This window comes from Paenibacillus sp. FSL R5-0473 (assembly GCF_038004565.1).
In the GTDB taxonomy this organism is placed as follows: domain Bacteria; phylum Bacillota; class Bacilli; order Paenibacillales; family Paenibacillaceae; genus Paenibacillus; species Paenibacillus amylolyticus.
This window is the reverse complement of record NZ_JBBORL010000003.1, coordinates 24,827-40,613: the sequence shown is the minus strand read 5'-3', so window position 1 is coordinate 40,613 and position 15,787 is coordinate 24,827. Positions and strand designations below refer to the sequence as shown.

Genomic DNA, 15,787 nt, shown 5'->3' with positions numbered 1-15,787 from the left:
CAGGTAACTTGGATACCCTTATGTGCCAAATGCACCTTACATGAAAAGGATAGTGCAGCCGGGGAGGCAAACATATATCACAATTTCAATGTTCATATCGATTTGTTAACCGTTCCGAAAATCCTGCGGGGTCAGTCCATAATGTTTGCGGAACACCTGAATGAAATAAGGTGTGTTATTGTACCCCACTTCCTGACCGACTTCATAGATCTTCATCGCCGTATGCTTGAGTAAATGAACCGCGCGTTCCATTCTGGAACGGATAATATAATCACTAATGCCTTCACCTGTGGATTGTTTGTACATTTTCGACAGATATACGGGGTGCAGATGCACCTCTCCGGCAATGACCTGCAACGATAAATCTTCACCCAGATGATGGTCAATCCATTGCTGCACCTGCCTAATCAGCGTTGATCCCGCATCCTGTCCCGCATCGCTGGTGCTCTCTTCCCACTGCTTCATCACACATTTGGTCCACGTTTCCAGACTACGCAGCGAGATACCATATCCATCCTTGAGCAGCTGCTGGTATTGCTCGCCAAGCACTTCGGTTAACTGCCTTCCTTCCCGATGAGCCATATAGGAGAATGCTGCCGCCAAATAATGAAAAGCCACATACACATGCTCCGGGAACACACTGTTCGACAGTTCGGTAAAGATCTGATCAATCTTACGGTGTGCATCTTCCATGCGCCCCGCTTCCAGTAACGTCGTTAGACCCGGTGGTTCATACAGCGCTGCAAGAGACTTCAACGTGGCCCCATTGGTTCCCGCCGCCGCATTCAGATGTAATCCTTTGCCTGCCTCGGCCTGCTTGCGAAGTGCACTCACAGCTTGATGATATAGCTGCGGCACCTGATCTGGGAAACGCCCCATACGACTAACGGACAGGGAAATGGTCGCGTTCAGATACTGCCTCACACTGTGGATCAACCGCTCTCCAAGTCGGCCCATTAACATTTCTGGTTCGGCCTGAGTTTGTTTGGGACTGGCCATGAAGACCAGATCATCATAGGCATCATCCGTATGGCAGAGATGATAGGTACTGCCGTAGATCTCTTCCACCACATTTGAGATGGCGTACTTCATCAATCGAAACGCTTTATGTGTGGGTTGATGGTCATCATACCGGATGAGCAGCAGTTGCATTTTATCCTGTGGACGGAACTCAATCTCCAATTGCTCCAGCTTGCCTTGGAGTTCAGCATCCGCAAATTTATGGCCTAACAATACATCCTTCATCAGTTCCGCCCGCTTCTCGGGCAGATGTTCCCTCACGGAATACATGGCCCGCTGATGCAGCATTTGTTTCTCACCCTCCAGGCGAATTTGCACTGCGGCCTGCTGCACGGATTCGATCAGTTCCTCGTCCCGGACCGGCTTGAGCAGATAACTGACTGTCCCATGTTTGAGTGCCTGCTTCGCATAATCAAAGGAAGCATGCCCCGATAAAATAATACATTTGGTCTGTTCCCACTTTTGGCGGATGTGACTGACCAGATCCAGACCGGACATACCCGGCATACGGATATCCGTGATAATAATATGGACCTGATGTGATGCCATATGTTCCAAGGCTTCTTTGACAGAATAGGCTTTGAATACCTGACCAATCCCGTGTTCTCTCCACGGTATCGAGACAGCGATCGACTCTACTGCGGAATGTTCATCATCCACGACCATCAGATTCATCATGCGGTTGTTCCTCCTCAAACCATCGAATTTCTACACTGAGTCCACCGTACGGAATCGCTCCAAAATGAAGCCCGGACGACAGCCCATATCGCGTAACGAGACGCTGGTGCACATTCCACGTGCCTGTTCCAATCTCTTCACCCATTGGTTCATTGATCTCCCGTTCCAATTCGGCAATCTCTTCTGCTGTCAGAGTGACACCATCATTATCAACAAACAGGCTATATCTTGTATATTTCCGACCCTCAATATGTTCGGGTACCGCCATCCCCGTTACGACGACATGCCCACTGCCTTCCATCGGCTCAATGCCATGGATCACCGCATTCTCTACGATGGGCTGAATGAGCAGTCGCGGAATGTGAAGCTGCATCAGTTGCTGCGGTACGGCGATCTCGTAGGTAAGCCGGTTGGTCCGCATCTGTTGAATGGACAGATAATGGTCCAGCAGCCGAATCTCTTCTTCTACTGTTGTCATGTCATTCTCTCCCCGCGTAATGTAGCGATAGTAGTCTCCCAGACTTAGCGACATGGCAATAACCGCTTCACGGTTGCCGAGCTGGGTCATATTTTTAATATAAAACAGGCAGTTGTACAGGAAATGCGGATTGATCTGTGATTGCAGATGTTTCAATGTCGCTTCCCGTGAACGGATACGTTCCTCGTATACCTTCTCAATTAGTTCCTGAATCTGCTCCGCCATATGGTTGAAACTCTGGGTGAGATACGCGAATTCGTCACGAGAGTGATCGACCGGAATCCGTGTGGACAGCTGCCCTTTGCGAATCTGTTGTAGCCCTTTCATCAAGCGATGGATGGGCACCTGAACTTTTCGATACAAAAGCAGTGCGGCCCCGATACTCAGCACGAGCAGTAACAGAATGGAGGTAATAAACATATTTCGGCTCTTGTCCATTGGGGTCAGCAAATCATCCAATACCACAGGGTTCACGTATACCGCTTGCAGTTGTTTGGAGTGCACGTAACTGACCAGATATTGTTTACCGCCCACCTCCAGCTGATGATTACCTTCCCTCTCCGGCCCGTTAAAAGGCATATCACGCATAATCGCTTCGACCAGTTCGGGGTCCGCCGTACGGTTCAGCAACGGCTCATTGCCAGGTACCAGCAAGAAAGGATCTCCTCCTTGTGTCTCTTTGAAATCATCCAACATGGCAACCACGTTCATCGGGTCAAAATTAATCTCCATCACCGTTCGCACGCCTGTATTCACCGGTTTTTCATTCCACTCGTAGTTATCCGTGAAAAAGTAGGTGAAACTCCCCTTCTCCAGCTGCCATTGGCCAGGTTGCGGGAACGTCAACATCTTCTCATCGTAGACCGTCCGGCTGGACATGGTGGATAACACAAGTTCCGCTTGTGGCAGGACAATGGTAATATCGTTCTTCCAGCGGCTGGTGGACTGGTACAACGATAATTTGTCGAGAATATCCAGATAGATACTGTTCTTCTCATATTGGCTGGTGGAGTCCGTCATGTAACGGTAATGCAGGATACTCGGATCTCGCAGCAATGTCAGGCCATACAGCGAGAGCTGCTCGATATTTTTATCCACCTGCGAACTGAAATAATTGAACTGGTTCAGACTCGACTGTTGTTTCTCTTCAACGACCATGTCCACATTTGCCTGGTTCGCGTATGTATACAGCAGCAGAATGGGTACGAGCAGGCAGATTAAGAGAATGACCGTCTTCGCAAATACTGTGAATTTCATCGTTTCACCCTGTCCCTAAATTTGGAGTCGTTCTACACCGAAGTCCTATTTTATATTGAAAGCCCTTACAATTCTATATGATTTTATATTCTCTCGCTTTCCAGTGGCTTGAATCCTCTATTCCCATCAACAAGTTAATATTTCAACATCCGCATTGAAATGTTGTTCTATAGTCCGCCCTTTTCCGTTGCTATAATTCAGTTGCTCCACTCTGTAGAGAGGCTTACTCGCCTCACTTTCAGGGCTGGACGAGATAAAGGAGGGACCCTGATGGCTATAGAACAACCGTTAACAACCAATACGCCGGTGCGAAAAATGACACCCCATCCACGCAAACGTACCCGCTGGAATTTCAAACGCACATGGCCGCTGCATCTAATGCTGTTGCCTGCTGTACTGCTCACTTTACTGTTCGCCTATGTGCCCATGGGCGGCATTATTATTGCTTTTCAAGATTTCAAACCGTGGCTGGGATTCACTGGCTCCAAATGGGTGGGCTGGGACAACTTCCGGTTCATGTTCGAATATCCCGACAGTGTTCAGGTTATCTGGAACACGGTGCTGATCGCTTCGATGAAAATCGTGGCCGGACTTCTCGCCCCCGTGGTGTTCGCCATTTTGCTGAATGAGGTTCGGAACTCTACGTTCAAACGTTTCTCACAGACCTTGGTGTATCTGCCCCATTTCCTGTCCTGGGTTGTCCTGGGCGGCATTCTGCTCGATATGTTATCACCGGAAGGTGGGCTGGTAAACCAGGTGTTAGCGGCGGCTGGTGTTGAACCGATCTTTTTTCTGGGAGATGGCGACTGGTTCCGTGTAACGGTGGTTGTCAGTGATGTATGGAAGGAGTTTGGATTCGGAACGATTGTATTTCTGGCAGCACTTGCGGGTATTAACCCGGCATTGTATGAGGCTTCAGAGGTGGATGGGGCAACACGGCTTAGACAGACATTACATATTACCCTGCCTGCACTCGTACCGATGATTATCGTGGTAGGTACGTTATCGCTGGGCAACATCCTGAATGCAGGTTTTGACCAGATCTTTAACCTGTACAATCCGCTGGTATATGAGAAAGGCGATATTATCGATACCTTTGTCTACCGGATGGGAATTCTGAATGGCAAAATGAGCTTTGCGACCGCCGTTGGACTATTCAAATCATTTGTCGCGATGTTCCTGGTCATCTCTGCGTACCGGATGGCGTACAAAATCGCCAATTACCGTATTTTCTGAGGAGGAATCAAGGTGTATCACAAAACAACCGGGTACCGTATATTCAATGGTTTTAACCTCATATTCATCGCGGCCGTCTCGATCCTGTGCATCCTGCCGCTGGTCCATATTCTGGCGGTTTCCTTCAGTGGTAAAGCGGCAGCATCCGCCAATCTGGTGACACTATGGCCGATTGATTTTACGGTGGACGCCTATACCAAAACATTTGGTAACAGTAACTTTCTCAGCGCGCTTTGGATTTCAGTTCAACGTACCATTCTTGGCACACTGCTCAGTATGACACTTGTTTTCCTGACGGCTTATCCGTTATCCAAGGAGAGTCTGCACTTTAAAGGACGTTCGTTATATGCGTGGTTTTTCATCTTCACGATGCTGTTCAGCGGGGGATTGATTCCATCCTATATTTTGATCCAGAAGCTTGGATTGATGAATACGATGTGGGCTCTCATTTTGCCGGGAGCGGTGGCTGTCTGGAACCTGATTCTCATGATGAACTTTTTCCGCAACGTGCCAAAAGAGCTGGAAGAAGCCGCATTTATCGATGGAGCCAACCATATCACAACCCTGTTCAAAATCTATCTGCCTGTTTCCATGCCCGCCATTGCCACGATCTCCTTATTCACCATGGTAGGTCAATGGAATTCCTGGTTTGACGGTTTGATCTATATGAATGATGCTTCCAAATATCCACTCGCCACGTTAATGCAGACCATAATTGTACAGCAAGATTTCTCCAACATGAACGTGGATGCAACGCAGCTCCAGAACATGTCTCAACGTACGGTGAACGCGGCTCAAATCTTTATTGGCGCTCTGCCGATTCTGCTCGTATATCCGTTCTTACAGCGTTTCTTCGTAAAGGGGATTGTGCTCGGGGCGGTAAAAGAGTAAGGCAAACACACGGAATCCCCTCTTGGAATTCTTTGTTCAGAAAGGTCATGATTTCAGTTGATTCGAGATCTTTCTCCCGCGAGTAGCATTGTTATATTCATTAATCAACTCATCCAGCACCATGGATTGGCGAATAACCTCCGGATGCCATAGTTCCGGGTATTGACTTGCAATCTGGTAGAGTCTTTGCCGTGCATGTTCGATACATTCCTGAATGGTTTCCGGATTATGTACCATACTCCCGCCCCCTGTTGTCCTTAAATATCATCATCCAAAAAAGACCATCTAATATAATATTCGGAACAAGAGGGGGTTTGGATTACCCCAAAATTAAAATTTTGGTTATTTTTTCTTGTAAAAGTTATGATTAGCGTGGATCACATGAGTTGATGTGCATATATGTTCAATACAAATAAACCGGATCGGCTGCGCCTGTCCGGTTTTATTCCTGCTGAGTTTTTCAATTTTCTCTATCATGCTCCATTCATCTTAATCCAACATCCTTAAAACGATTGCCTATCGTCTCTGGAAAGGCACGTTTAATGGCATCAATGGCACGTTGTTCCGTAGCCCCTGCCTTCCGGATAAGCTCAATCACGCTTTGCACACATTCCGGTTCTCTCGAATCCCAAGAGATGGAGTCATCTATTACCTCAACGATCATTGTGTACAGGTTTGCGAGTAGCTCATACTCGTCTATGACCTGGTCCATTTGAATGGACAGATGCTTAAGTCCTGCAACATAAGAGGCAATATCCAATCTTGATTGGGCATAATAGCGAAGTACAGTTGCCGCTTGTTCAACGTCATATGTTCCTGACTGCAAAGCAGCAGCAATAGCGGCATACGCAGCCGCCCCACAGGCATAATCTTGGGGCGGCAGCATATAGTCATGGGTTTCCCATTTGTACACGGCCTGGATTAACGATTCCTTGCAGACTTCCCATAAATCGATAGGTGCACAGGCTTCCAGAACCTGATAATACCAGTAGGGTGTACTGTTCCTCCCAAACGAATCATAGGGCAGACGAATGATTTCATCACCTTTACTTTTACAGATGAATAACACCCGTTCCGCATCATCATATCCAGTAACAATGACAAATTGATCGTGCCAGAGAATCGCACCTACGCCCCGGTCAATGGAAGCTTTGATATCCAGCAGAGCCTGCTTCTGATAGAGCGGAAAAGTCGGTTCAAATGAAAATCCACCATGTTGTCCCGTTGTCACACCAATGAAGTCTGCTGCGACAAAGTTCTCTGCCATCCAATTGTATGCGGAGATTGACTCTGACGTCAGACACCGATCCACTACTAATCGGAATCCACTTGCCGTCATGCCTGCAATCATGTGGTGTGGGAAAACCGTCCACTGTTTATGTAATAAAATGCGAAACAACGCATCTGTATACGCGCTCACACCGCTCCATGATCTACATTCATCAGCAGAATTCACAGATTGCGGGGATTGAATCCAGTCCTGCAATACTACTTTTGTCGCCATTATCCTTCACTCCCTTCCTCTCTCATCCTATCGTGCGGAATGTGCTCCCCACCGTGGTATAGTGGACCTTTTACGGTCAGGATACTTCCTGGATATCACTCGAAAATAATCAATAGCCTGCTCTTCCAGTGCTTTCGCCTTCACGAGTACTTGTGCTAAATTTTCTGTGGTGTCTGGTCGCAAGACACGTCTATTCTCCTGCTGAACCATATATCCTTTCATTTGGTCAATTAACGTCCCAAGCTGTTCATAACATGCACAAGCCTGGTCCAGTTCGTTCCATATCCCTCGAACACCCTGCAAATACATCCTTATTTCGGTTCGCGAATGGCAGAAGGATTCCAAAATATAACCTGCACCGGATTCATCGAAATCCCCACTCCGCAGGGCCTCCACCCACACATCATATGCCTTTCTACCTGAAGCAATATTCTGATCAGGTAACAGTCGATAGGGAATATCCCAATCCTCAATCGCCAGTCTCAGGGATTCCAGCAGCATCTGTTGTTCAGGGATGCGGACCTGATCACCAAATACCTGACAATACCAAAATCCGGTAAAGTTCAAGCCAAAATTGTCATACAACAAAATCTGCGGTTCCTTGCTCCATCCGTCTTGCACATAAAAGATGCGGTCACTGTCATCATATCCATGAATAACACCGAACTCAGGAATCCAGTAAATCACACCAGTGCCTTCATCAATACTCCGTCTCACCCAATTCACTGCATCCTGCTGATAATAACCGAACGTGGAATGACGTGTACGTCCCCCATCCCAGATCGTGAATATCCCCAGGTTATCGACTCCGGGACGATGTGCTTCCCCCCATTGTCCATACGCTGTAACCGACATGGGAAGTAGTCTGCGATGTACCGACAGCTTGAAAGCCATGCCCGTATATCCGGCAAGTACAACCTTGGAACCTTGAAACTGGCCTGTATGGGTTAGTATCGCATGCAGACTATCCACGTACGATTTGGACTCCCGCTTCATGATGAGGTTATCTAGAATGTTCTCAGCCAAGGATGGATCTTCTCCTCTCTACACTGGTTTATTCCACGTTTTGTTTACCTTGTATCGCGAGCCTGTCAATTAATCTTTCTGCGCTTTGCTGAAGCTTGCGTCTAAGCCACCCAGGAGACAAAAGTTCCTCCCATTCACTAACAAACAAATGCTGCAAGAAAGCGTCCGTGTCATAAAATTCAATTGAATAAATCTGATCTTGCCTAGCCCGAATACGATACCCTTCCCATAGGTCCATTTGCTGCAATTCCTTCAAGCGAATCTCAGCTACAAACGGTTTACGCACGGGCAGTGTTTCTTCCCATCCACTTAGAAGAGCATCTGACTTGTACTCAAATCTCTCATTCAAGATCGATACATGAACAATGCCCTCCAAGCGAATGGCCACTTGCTGTACAGGGTCTGCTTCATAACCCACCACGTAATCGGCGTTAAACTGGGATATCATCTTTAATGGACACAAGGAAAACTGCCGTTCTCCATCGTGATCCCTGTAATGAATATGTACTCTACGCAAGTCAGTTATGGCGTGGGACAACAATTCAAAGAATTGCAGTTGCTTCGGTTGCGCCGAAAATACTGGGAGTTCACTACTTCCCATCTGTTGTTCCTCCAACGTAAAACGCTCCAGCAAATGCGCTACACGTTTCACCGCGTCCGATTGATCATAATCGTAATGCCGGTAACGATGCGCCAGATATTTCAGCACACGCTGCTCTTCTTCGGTCATATACAAATGGGGCAATCGAAAAGTCTGATCCTCATAACAATAGCCCCGATATTTTGCCATATACACCAAAGGGGCTCGCAAGGAACTTGCCATATATTCAATATCACGCTGAGCCTGACGACGGGAGATTTCAAATTCACGGGCAAGCCAGCTGCTATTCGGAAAACGTCCCCCCCGAATCTGTTCGTCAAACCAGTGAATCCGATGCATGTTACTCATCTTCCCGCCCCCATCTCATCCATTCTTAATATATTCGATTATATCAAAAGACATGGCCCGTTCCGAAGAACAGGCCAGTTATGTTATACATGTGCCTTATCCACTCTGGATTGCACGGCTTTGAAGCATTTCTTGCATACTTTCAGACTTGTACCGTCTGTTTTTGTTTGCGTATACAACAATTTAATTCGGGTACTGCTACACACCGGGCATGTTCCCCGGCCCCTGGAAGGAAGACTCCACAAAACGCGTCCTCTTTTAGTTTTTGCCAATGGTTGTGAACCTCTTTTCGATATGGTTTGTGTGTTCACCGTTATTATATAGGGCATGGTACGACACAGAATGTCGCATCAGTATTAGAGGTATTTCAGAAAATAAAAATGTCCCCTCTTCAACCTGAAGAAAGGACAACATTTAGGAAAGACCTGTGCTCGACTGAGCTGCGGCCTGCAATAACGGTTGCAGGAGTCCTGGAAAGCGCGTTTCCAAATCATCGGATCGCAGGGTGAGAAAATGCTGTGTGCCCTGCACTCTGACCTGAATAACTCCGGCTTCCCGCAGAGTGCGAATGTGATGCGACATCGTTGACTTCACAACAGGTGCATGAAAATGACTGCACGGCTGCTCCCCGCTTCTCGCTGCTTCGGCAACAATCCCAAGACGGGTCGGGTCGCTTAATGCGTACAATACGGAGGAAAGTTCAATATCTGATACTTGTGGATGATGTAAAATCTTCATATTGTAGTCTCCTTTTTTCAGACTATCCATTGTATTTTAACACAGATCCATGATATATTTCTAATGTTCGACACCAATCGAACTTTAATGATTTCGTTATGTAACCCCTGCTGTTAGGCACGGGATTGACATCATACTACATTTTGCAAATGTTACACACCGTTTCTGAAATGTTGCGAAATACACATCACTCTAGGAGGTTTTTATGAACAACACCGCAACCGCATCATCAGGGGAACGGACCGGAATACAGGAAGGTTTAATTGTAAGCTTGCTTGGCTTCACCGTTGTACTCGTTGTTATGAATACAATGATGTTTAATCTGGCCCTGCCCAAAATTGCAGCCGAATTTATGCTTACATCCGTCGCTTCCTCATGGATTGTTACAGGGTATTCCATTGTATTTGCCATTTCCTCGATTACGTTCTCACGTCTATCGGATTTCATACCTATTCGTACATTATTCACGACCGGGCTTACGTTACTTGGCGCGGCATCCGTTCTCGGGTTCTTCAGTAATCATTTCATCATTTTGCTCATTGCACGTCTGATCCAGGCTGCGGGTGCTGCATCGGTTCCGGGGCTTGCCATTGTACTGATTACCCGGTACATTCCACATGATCGCCGGGGTAAATCGATGGCTGTAATCATGTCCGCGAGTTCACTGGGGCTTGGACTTGGTCCCGTCATTGGCGGAAGTATTACTCAGTTTCTGGGATGGCATGATCTGTTTATCGTTACGGGATTAACGTTATTCTTGATTCCTGTATTCTTCAAACTGCTCCCGCGGGAAACACCGCAAAAAGGTTCATTTGACCTGCTGGGTGCCGTGCTTCTCGCCATCGGTACTACCGGTGTGTTGTTATTCCTGACTTCCCGTCAGTGGTACACGCTTGTTATCGGTGTTGCGGCACTGCTTCTGTTCTGGCTCCGAATTCGGAGCGCGGCAGATCCATTTGTTCAACCTGCTTTGTTTAAAGACAAAAAATATATGATGCTCAGCTCGCTGGGGATTGTATCGTACATTAATAACTTCTCAACGTTGTTCCTGTTACCTCAAATTTTGGCGCATCTGTATGGACTGACACCTGCTCAATCCGGACTTGTCATCTTCCCCGGTGCAGTCGTGTCTATGCTGCTGTCCAACCGGATCGGCCGCATGATTGACCGACATGGCAATACGTTGCTGCTGAAGTTTGCACCATGGCTACTACTGGCAGCTGCCGGGTTATTCGCCTTATTTGCAGACAATAACATCTACGCCATCATGGCCGTGTATGTCCTGCTCAGCGTTGGCTTCTCTTCCCTAACCACCAGCGTGTCCAATGAATTGTCTGGCAATCTGACCATGGATCAGGTTGGCGCAGGTATGGGACTGTTCCAACTTAGTCAGTTCTTCAGCGGTGCTTTCAGTGTTGCTGTTACTGGTGTAGCATTGACGGCGATGCAAAACTTGCCACTGTCCTCAGCGTACACCAATATTTTCTGGGGCATGACTGTGGTCGCACTTGCATCCGTTATTTTCTCTCAGGTGTATCTGAGAATGCAGTCACGGAAAGTCACGAAAACAAGTAGCCCGATCTAATATCTCATTTAACCAAAAGAAGTCAGGAAGGGACCCTCGGGTTCTGAACCTGGCTTTTTTTCTACCTACTTTCTATGCATGATACATGTATCAGCTGCCCTCTTCCACTAACACAAAACAGCCCCAAGGACGCGTTCATCACGCTCCTCGGGGCTTTTATTTTATGGTTGACCAACTTCTCTATTCTTCTAAACTGAGTATACTATTCAAACAGGTCCAAACGAAGACGTTTCAGACTTGTATGTTTGATGTACCACTGACCGTCGATTTTGACAAAAGTCTCGTGGTAGTGCCCAAACCCGTGGAAAGATTTGTTCTCATTGCCCTCCGGAAACGTGACCCAATCTTCCATTGGGGAGATGACCTTTGCTTCGTTCTCAGATACAAATTCAACTTCGGCGCTATGAACATGATGCACGGTTACGGCAACATCCACCAGATCACGGAATACTTGTACGATCGTATCACGGCCTGTTAATACCGGAATTGGATTGCCTTCCGTGCTGAAATCGGCCACTGCATCCGGAGCAAACACATCACCCAAGGTATCCCACTGCTTCGTATCAATATAGCGGCAATAACGTGCCTTGGTATTCCTAATATTTTCCAGCGCGAGCAATTGTTCCAGTCCTGTAATCGTTGATTGGCTCATGTGTTGTCCCTCCAGAGATGTAAAATGTGATGTAAGATTAGGATCATGTATGTATGCATACTATACCTTCCTTATTGTACCATTCGCCTTCTATTAGGTACAACGATACAAAAAAATCTTTCCTTACCTCTCGCGAGGTTGGGGAAAGATCTGGATATACCTATGTGCCAGACGAGTTAACCACGTCGATTGAAGTTCACTTCTATCTGCAAGTTACAGGGAATGTGCACCCTTCATCTGGGAAGCCAGTTCTGACATTTTTTTATTGTTCAAAAAACTTTCCATCTCTTCTTCCGCCTGCACCATCACCTGCTGGATCAAACAGCCCGCGTTATGATTCTGGGAACATTCGAACAGGGACGCCTGACCTTCAATCGCATGAATGATCTCCAAGAAAGAAGGATCCGGATTTTTACGACTAAGCCGGTAGCCACCATTGGCGCCAGAAGTCGATTCGATCATGCCCGCCTTAACCAATTTGGTCAAAATTTTGGACAGATACGTTGGTGATACCTTCTGCAATTCTGCAAGTTGGTGTACACTAACCAGCTGTTCGGGGGCAGTACTTACAAGATGAAGCATCGTATGCAAAGCATAATTTGTCGCTTTTGAATATTTCATGAGGGCACCTCATTATATACGGATTTAATTTATCCATAATAGACTTGATTGAGCTCTGTGTCAAACCAATATACCTCAAGCGCTGGCAACATCGAAAGGATACGGGTTAATTGTGATACAATCCGCGGTAATCCGTAGGTGTCATCCCCTCATGGGCCATGAACTGGCGGTTAAAATAACTGGCATTGGGATACCCCGCTTCCTCCGCGATTTGTCCAATGTTGGCCGTAGGCCGTTCGAGTAACCATTGCTTCGCCATCTGTAGTCGAGAACGAGTGATAAATTCCATGGGCGTCATCTCCACAGCACTCTTGAACATTTTGCAAAAGTAATACGAACTCACACCTGCAAGATCCGCCCAGTCCTGCAACAGGAAAGGTTGACAGGCCTCCTGCTGCATCTGTGGAAGAAGTGCAAGAACCCGATTCTCCGCCTTACTTGTGGTACGTGTGCTCTTTAAAGGTACTGCATGCTGCACGAACTCGGCAAGTACGGCATAGGTCAGTGTGGATAGCTGAGCTGGACGCAGCATGGTGTTCTGTTCCGCTTCAGTGAGCAAGGCCAGATGAGCCTCTTCCCAAGAGCTGCGTTGCCGCAGTGTCCACAATAGATTGCGATGTAACCCCCGCTCGATCATATAATCATGCAGACGTTCACCGTAAAAATGAACCCATCGTACATCCCATGGATCATCTTCACTACTATAATAATGCTGCCGCTGCTGCGGGAAATAGAGAAACGCCTGACCTGCGCGAAGCTCATGCACCACCCCGTCCACTTCTACATATCCCTTGCCCGAAGCGACGTAGTGAATATTAAAGTTGTTCAGTGCGCCGGCCTCACGCAACACGGCATGCTGGACGTGGTCCATATAATGTCCAACGGACTCGGGATAACAAAAATATGGAATATCCTGCAGGGTAAGCAATACGGTTTGTCTCATCATAGCCGGTTCTCCTTGATCAACAATATTGTGTTAACTAACTTCAATATATTATCATTTTAATTCATTGATCTATTCTTTATAATCACAATATACATTTATAAACGGGAGGATACAACACATGAATTCAGTTCAAAAATTGCGTTGGGGCATTCTTGGTAGCGCTAGCATTGCTGTGGAATCCGTCATTCCAGGCCTGCAACAATCCGAGTTAAATGAAGTAACCGCGATTGCCAGTCGAGACGAAGATAAAGCCAAACAGACGGCCGAGAAACTTGGGATCGACAAGGCTTATGGCAGTTATGAAGCTTTGCTCGCTGATGATTCCATCGATGCCGTATATATCCCACTGCCGAATCATCTTCATCGAGAATGGACGATCCGGGCTGCTGAAGCAGGCAAACATATTTTGTGCGAGAAACCACTGGCTCTGACAGAACAGGAAGCTCAGGAGATGGTTCAAGCTTGTGAAGATGCAGGTGTGCATCTGGCTGAAGCATTCATGTACCGCCATCACCCACGATATGAGCAGATTCGGGATATCATTGCCAGCGGTGAGATTGGTGAGATTCGTGGTATGCACAGCACATTTTCATTTAATAACTCCAATGCATCCGGCAATGTCCGCTTTCGGCGGGATTGGGGCGGAGGTGCACTGTATGATATCGGATGTTATTCCATCAGTGTAGCACGCCTGCTGCTTGGTCAAGAACCAAGTGCAGCCACTGTTATTGGCATGTTCTCCCCAGAGCATGATCAGGTCGATATGATGGCCTCTGGACTGCTAGAATTCGATAATCACGTTGGTGTGACCTTTGACAGCAGCATGTGGGCAGCCTTCCGCAATACGCTGGAGGTACTGGGGTCCGACGGGATTATTGAAGTCCCTTCGGCATTTATCAGCGGACAGGACCGCAGTTCCAACTTCTATGTAACGGCTGGTGGTGAACGCAGAGAGATTGAAGTCCCGCAAGTGAACCACTACTCTCTACAGGGAGATGATATGGCACGTGCTGTACTTCAGGGCAAGGATCTGCGCTTCGCCCCTTCCGATGCGGTAGCTAATATGAAAGTACTGGAAGCTTGCCTTCGTTCAGCGGAAGAACGTACACGAATTACACTATAATTGAGAGGATGAACTGACTTATGGAATATATCGAAATTGCTGGTGCAGGTAAACGTGTCTCCAGATTGATTAAAGGAACCGATTATTTCGTGCATAATGCCTACGATAAAGCAGCTACGAACATGGATGCTTTTCTGTCGATTGGCGGTAACACTGTAGATACAGCACATATCTATTGTGGTGGACAGAGTGAAGAAGTCCTTGGTCGTTACATGAAAGAACGTGGTAACCGCGACCAGATCGTCATTCTCACCAAAGGCGCGCATCATGACCAGAATGGGCCACGTGTGAATGCTGATGCCATCCGCAGTGACTTGATGGAAAGTCTGGAGCGTCTTCAGACAGATCACGTAGAGATGTATGCCTTGCACCGCGATGATCCCAATACCCCTGTCAGTGTTATTCTTGAAGCACTGAACGAACATATTGAATCCGGCAAAATCGGCGCAATTGGCGCATCCAACTGGACCTGGCAGCGGCTCGAGGAAGCCAATGCATACGCTGCGGCAAATGGCCTGAAGGGCTTCACATTCAGCAGTCCAAATCTCAGTCTCGCCAAAGCAAACGAACCTTTCTGGGAAGGCTGTGTGTCAGCAGATGCAGAGACGCTGGCATGGCATGAGCAAACCAAACTACCATTGCTATCCTGGTCCTCCCAAGCACGTGGTTTCTTCACTGGAAGATTCACACCTGAAGTTCGGGATAACGAAGATCTGGTGCGTGTATTCTACAGTGATGATAACTGGGAACGGTTGCATCGGGCTGAACAATTGGCTAATTCGAAGAAAACATCACCCATTCAGATTGCACTCGCTTATGTATTGAATCAGACGTTCCCAACCTGTGCGCTGATCGGTGCCCAGAATCAGGCGGAGCTGCTGTCCTGTGACGAGGGGGCCCGCATCACGCTGACTCCTGCTGAAATCGCATGGTTGGATCTGGGCAGTAATGTGCCAGCTGGCATCTAAAGAGAGTTAAACATTCTATCATTCAATTTAATGACTCCAAGAGGCTGATATTCCGCGATAGCGTGAAATGTCAGTCTCTTTCTGTTCTGCACAAGCGATCAGATGCTTTAACCTT

The 15,787-nt window shown here is 47.3% G+C and carries 16 protein-coding genes; 5 read left to right on the top strand and 11 right to left on the bottom strand.

Annotated elements, in window-relative coordinates; all coding sequences use genetic code 11:
- Positions 1 to 105: 105 nt before the first annotated feature.
- Complete coding sequence (locus tag MKY28_RS31575) at positions 106 to 1,698, bottom strand: response regulator transcription factor (protein WP_340938568.1); 1,593 nt, start codon at positions 1,696 to 1,698, stop codon at positions 106 to 108.
- A complete protein-coding gene (locus MKY28_RS31570) occupies positions 1,673 to 3,433 on the bottom strand; it encodes a sensor histidine kinase (RefSeq protein WP_340938566.1) in 1,761 nt (586 codons plus the stop codon). The genes MKY28_RS31575 and MKY28_RS31570 overlap by 26 nt, the downstream gene beginning before the upstream one ends.
- A gap of 315 nt (positions 3,434 to 3,748) precedes the next feature.
- Between MKY28_RS31570 and MKY28_RS31565 the strand changes: the two genes are divergently transcribed.
- The gene (locus MKY28_RS31565; RefSeq protein ID WP_237178266.1) at positions 3,749 to 4,669 is read left to right on the top strand and encodes an ABC transporter permease; all 921 of its coding nucleotides are present in this window, start codon (positions 3,749 to 3,751) and stop codon (positions 4,667 to 4,669) included.
- A gap of 12 nt (positions 4,670 to 4,681) precedes the next feature.
- Positions 4,682 to 5,560: a carbohydrate ABC transporter permease gene (locus tag MKY28_RS31560; RefSeq protein WP_211084928.1), complete on the top strand. Its 879-nt coding sequence runs from the start codon at positions 4,682 to 4,684 to the stop codon at positions 5,558 to 5,560.
- Positions 5,561 to 5,605: 45 nt separating this feature from the next.
- On the opposite strand, the gene MKY28_RS31555 is transcribed toward MKY28_RS31560, so the two are convergent.
- The 6 genes from MKY28_RS31555 to MKY28_RS31530 form a co-directional block, all read right to left on the bottom strand.
- Positions 5,606 to 5,797, bottom strand: a complete 192-nt coding sequence (locus MKY28_RS31555) for an aspartyl-phosphate phosphatase Spo0E family protein (protein ID WP_340938561.1) — start codon at positions 5,795 to 5,797, stop codon at positions 5,606 to 5,608.
- Between the two features lie 247 nt (positions 5,798 to 6,044).
- Positions 6,045 to 7,064: a hypothetical protein gene (locus MKY28_RS31550; protein ID WP_340938560.1), complete on the bottom strand. Its 1,020-nt coding sequence runs from the start codon at positions 7,062 to 7,064 to the stop codon at positions 6,045 to 6,047.
- A 27-nt stretch (positions 7,065 to 7,091) separates the two neighbouring features.
- On the bottom strand, positions 7,092 to 8,090 hold the full coding sequence (locus MKY28_RS31545) for a hypothetical protein (RefSeq protein ID WP_340938559.1): 999 nt from the start codon (positions 8,088 to 8,090) through the stop codon (positions 7,092 to 7,094).
- 28 nt (positions 8,091 to 8,118) lie between these two features.
- Positions 8,119 to 9,039 (bottom strand): helix-turn-helix transcriptional regulator, encoded by a 921-nt coding sequence (locus tag MKY28_RS31540; RefSeq protein WP_339284352.1) that lies wholly within the window; start codon positions 9,037 to 9,039, stop codon positions 8,119 to 8,121.
- 83 nt (positions 9,040 to 9,122) lie between these two features.
- On the bottom strand, positions 9,123 to 9,311 hold the full coding sequence (locus MKY28_RS31535; protein ID WP_074096524.1) for a hypothetical protein: 189 nt from the start codon (positions 9,309 to 9,311) through the stop codon (positions 9,123 to 9,125).
- 142 nt (positions 9,312 to 9,453) lie between these two features.
- Positions 9,454 to 9,777 carry an ArsR/SmtB family transcription factor gene (locus tag MKY28_RS31530; RefSeq protein ID WP_340938557.1) on the bottom strand — a complete coding sequence of 108 codons (324 nt, stop codon included), beginning with the start codon at positions 9,775 to 9,777 and terminating at the stop codon, positions 9,454 to 9,456.
- A gap of 205 nt (positions 9,778 to 9,982) precedes the next feature.
- Here MKY28_RS31530 and MKY28_RS31525 point away from each other — a divergent pair, with 205 nt between their 5' ends.
- Complete coding sequence (locus MKY28_RS31525) at positions 9,983 to 11,362, top strand: MFS transporter (protein WP_340938555.1); 1,380 nt, start codon at positions 9,983 to 9,985, stop codon at positions 11,360 to 11,362.
- A gap of 202 nt (positions 11,363 to 11,564) precedes the next feature.
- On the opposite strand, the gene MKY28_RS31520 is transcribed toward MKY28_RS31525, so the two are convergent.
- The 3 genes from MKY28_RS31520 to MKY28_RS31510 form a co-directional block, all read right to left on the bottom strand.
- On the bottom strand, positions 11,565 to 12,014 hold the full coding sequence (locus MKY28_RS31520; RefSeq protein ID WP_074096526.1) for a nuclear transport factor 2 family protein: 450 nt from the start codon (positions 12,012 to 12,014) through the stop codon (positions 11,565 to 11,567).
- Positions 12,015 to 12,227: 213 nt separating this feature from the next.
- Positions 12,228 to 12,635, bottom strand: coding sequence for an RrF2 family transcriptional regulator (locus MKY28_RS31515; RefSeq protein WP_017692155.1), 408 nt, complete (start codon positions 12,633 to 12,635; stop codon positions 12,228 to 12,230).
- Between the two features lie 106 nt (positions 12,636 to 12,741).
- Positions 12,742 to 13,581 (bottom strand): helix-turn-helix transcriptional regulator, encoded by an 840-nt coding sequence (locus tag MKY28_RS31510; RefSeq protein WP_036606789.1) that lies wholly within the window; start codon positions 13,579 to 13,581, stop codon positions 12,742 to 12,744.
- Between the two features lie 118 nt (positions 13,582 to 13,699).
- Between MKY28_RS31510 and MKY28_RS31505 the strand changes: the two genes are divergently transcribed.
- Together MKY28_RS31505 and MKY28_RS31500 are read left to right on the top strand one after the other, a co-directional pair.
- On the top strand, positions 13,700 to 14,704 hold the full coding sequence (locus tag MKY28_RS31505) for a Gfo/Idh/MocA family protein (protein WP_047841637.1): 1,005 nt from the start codon (positions 13,700 to 13,702) through the stop codon (positions 14,702 to 14,704).
- Positions 14,705 to 14,724: 20 nt separating this feature from the next.
- Positions 14,725 to 15,672 carry an aldo/keto reductase gene (locus MKY28_RS31500; RefSeq protein WP_340938554.1) on the top strand — a complete coding sequence of 316 codons (948 nt, stop codon included), beginning with the start codon at positions 14,725 to 14,727 and terminating at the stop codon, positions 15,670 to 15,672.
- Positions 15,673 to 15,787 lie beyond the last annotated feature (115 nt).

Bases quoted from the DNA above. Each gene is read 5' to 3' on its own strand.
- MKY28_RS31520 (WP_074096526.1), bottom strand. From the start codon at position 12,014: ATGAGCCAATCAACGATTACAGGACTGGAACAATTGCTCGCGCTGGAA.
- MKY28_RS31530 (WP_340938557.1), bottom strand. From the start codon at position 9,777: ATGAAGATTTTACATCATCCACAAGTATCAGATATTGAACTTTCCTCC.
- MKY28_RS31510 (WP_036606789.1), bottom strand. From the start codon at position 13,581: ATGATGAGACAAACCGTATTGCTTACCCTGCAGGATATTCCATATTTT.
- MKY28_RS31515 (WP_017692155.1), bottom strand. From the start codon at position 12,635: ATGAAATATTCAAAAGCGACAAATTATGCTTTGCATACGATGCTTCAT.
- MKY28_RS31565 (WP_237178266.1), top strand. From the start codon at position 3,749: ATGACACCCCATCCACGCAAACGTACCCGCTGGAATTTCAAACGCACA.
- MKY28_RS31505 (WP_047841637.1), top strand. From the start codon at position 13,700: ATGAATTCAGTTCAAAAATTGCGTTGGGGCATTCTTGGTAGCGCTAGC.
- MKY28_RS31555 (WP_340938561.1), bottom strand. From the start codon at position 5,797: ATGGTACATAATCCGGAAACCATTCAGGAATGTATCGAACATGCACGG.
- MKY28_RS31500 (WP_340938554.1), top strand. From the start codon at position 14,725: ATGGAATATATCGAAATTGCTGGTGCAGGTAAACGTGTCTCCAGATTG.
- MKY28_RS31540 (WP_339284352.1), bottom strand. From the start codon at position 9,039: ATGAGTAACATGCATCGGATTCACTGGTTTGACGAACAGATTCGGGGG.
- MKY28_RS31570 (WP_340938566.1), bottom strand. From the start codon at position 3,433: ATGAAATTCACAGTATTTGCGAAGACGGTCATTCTCTTAATCTGCCTG.
- MKY28_RS31525 (WP_340938555.1), top strand. From the start codon at position 9,983: ATGAACAACACCGCAACCGCATCATCAGGGGAACGGACCGGAATACAG.
- MKY28_RS31575 (WP_340938568.1), bottom strand. From the start codon at position 1,698: ATGATGAATCTGATGGTCGTGGATGATGAACATTCCGCAGTAGAGTCG.
- MKY28_RS31550 (WP_340938560.1), bottom strand. From the start codon at position 7,064: ATGGCGACAAAAGTAGTATTGCAGGACTGGATTCAATCCCCGCAATCT.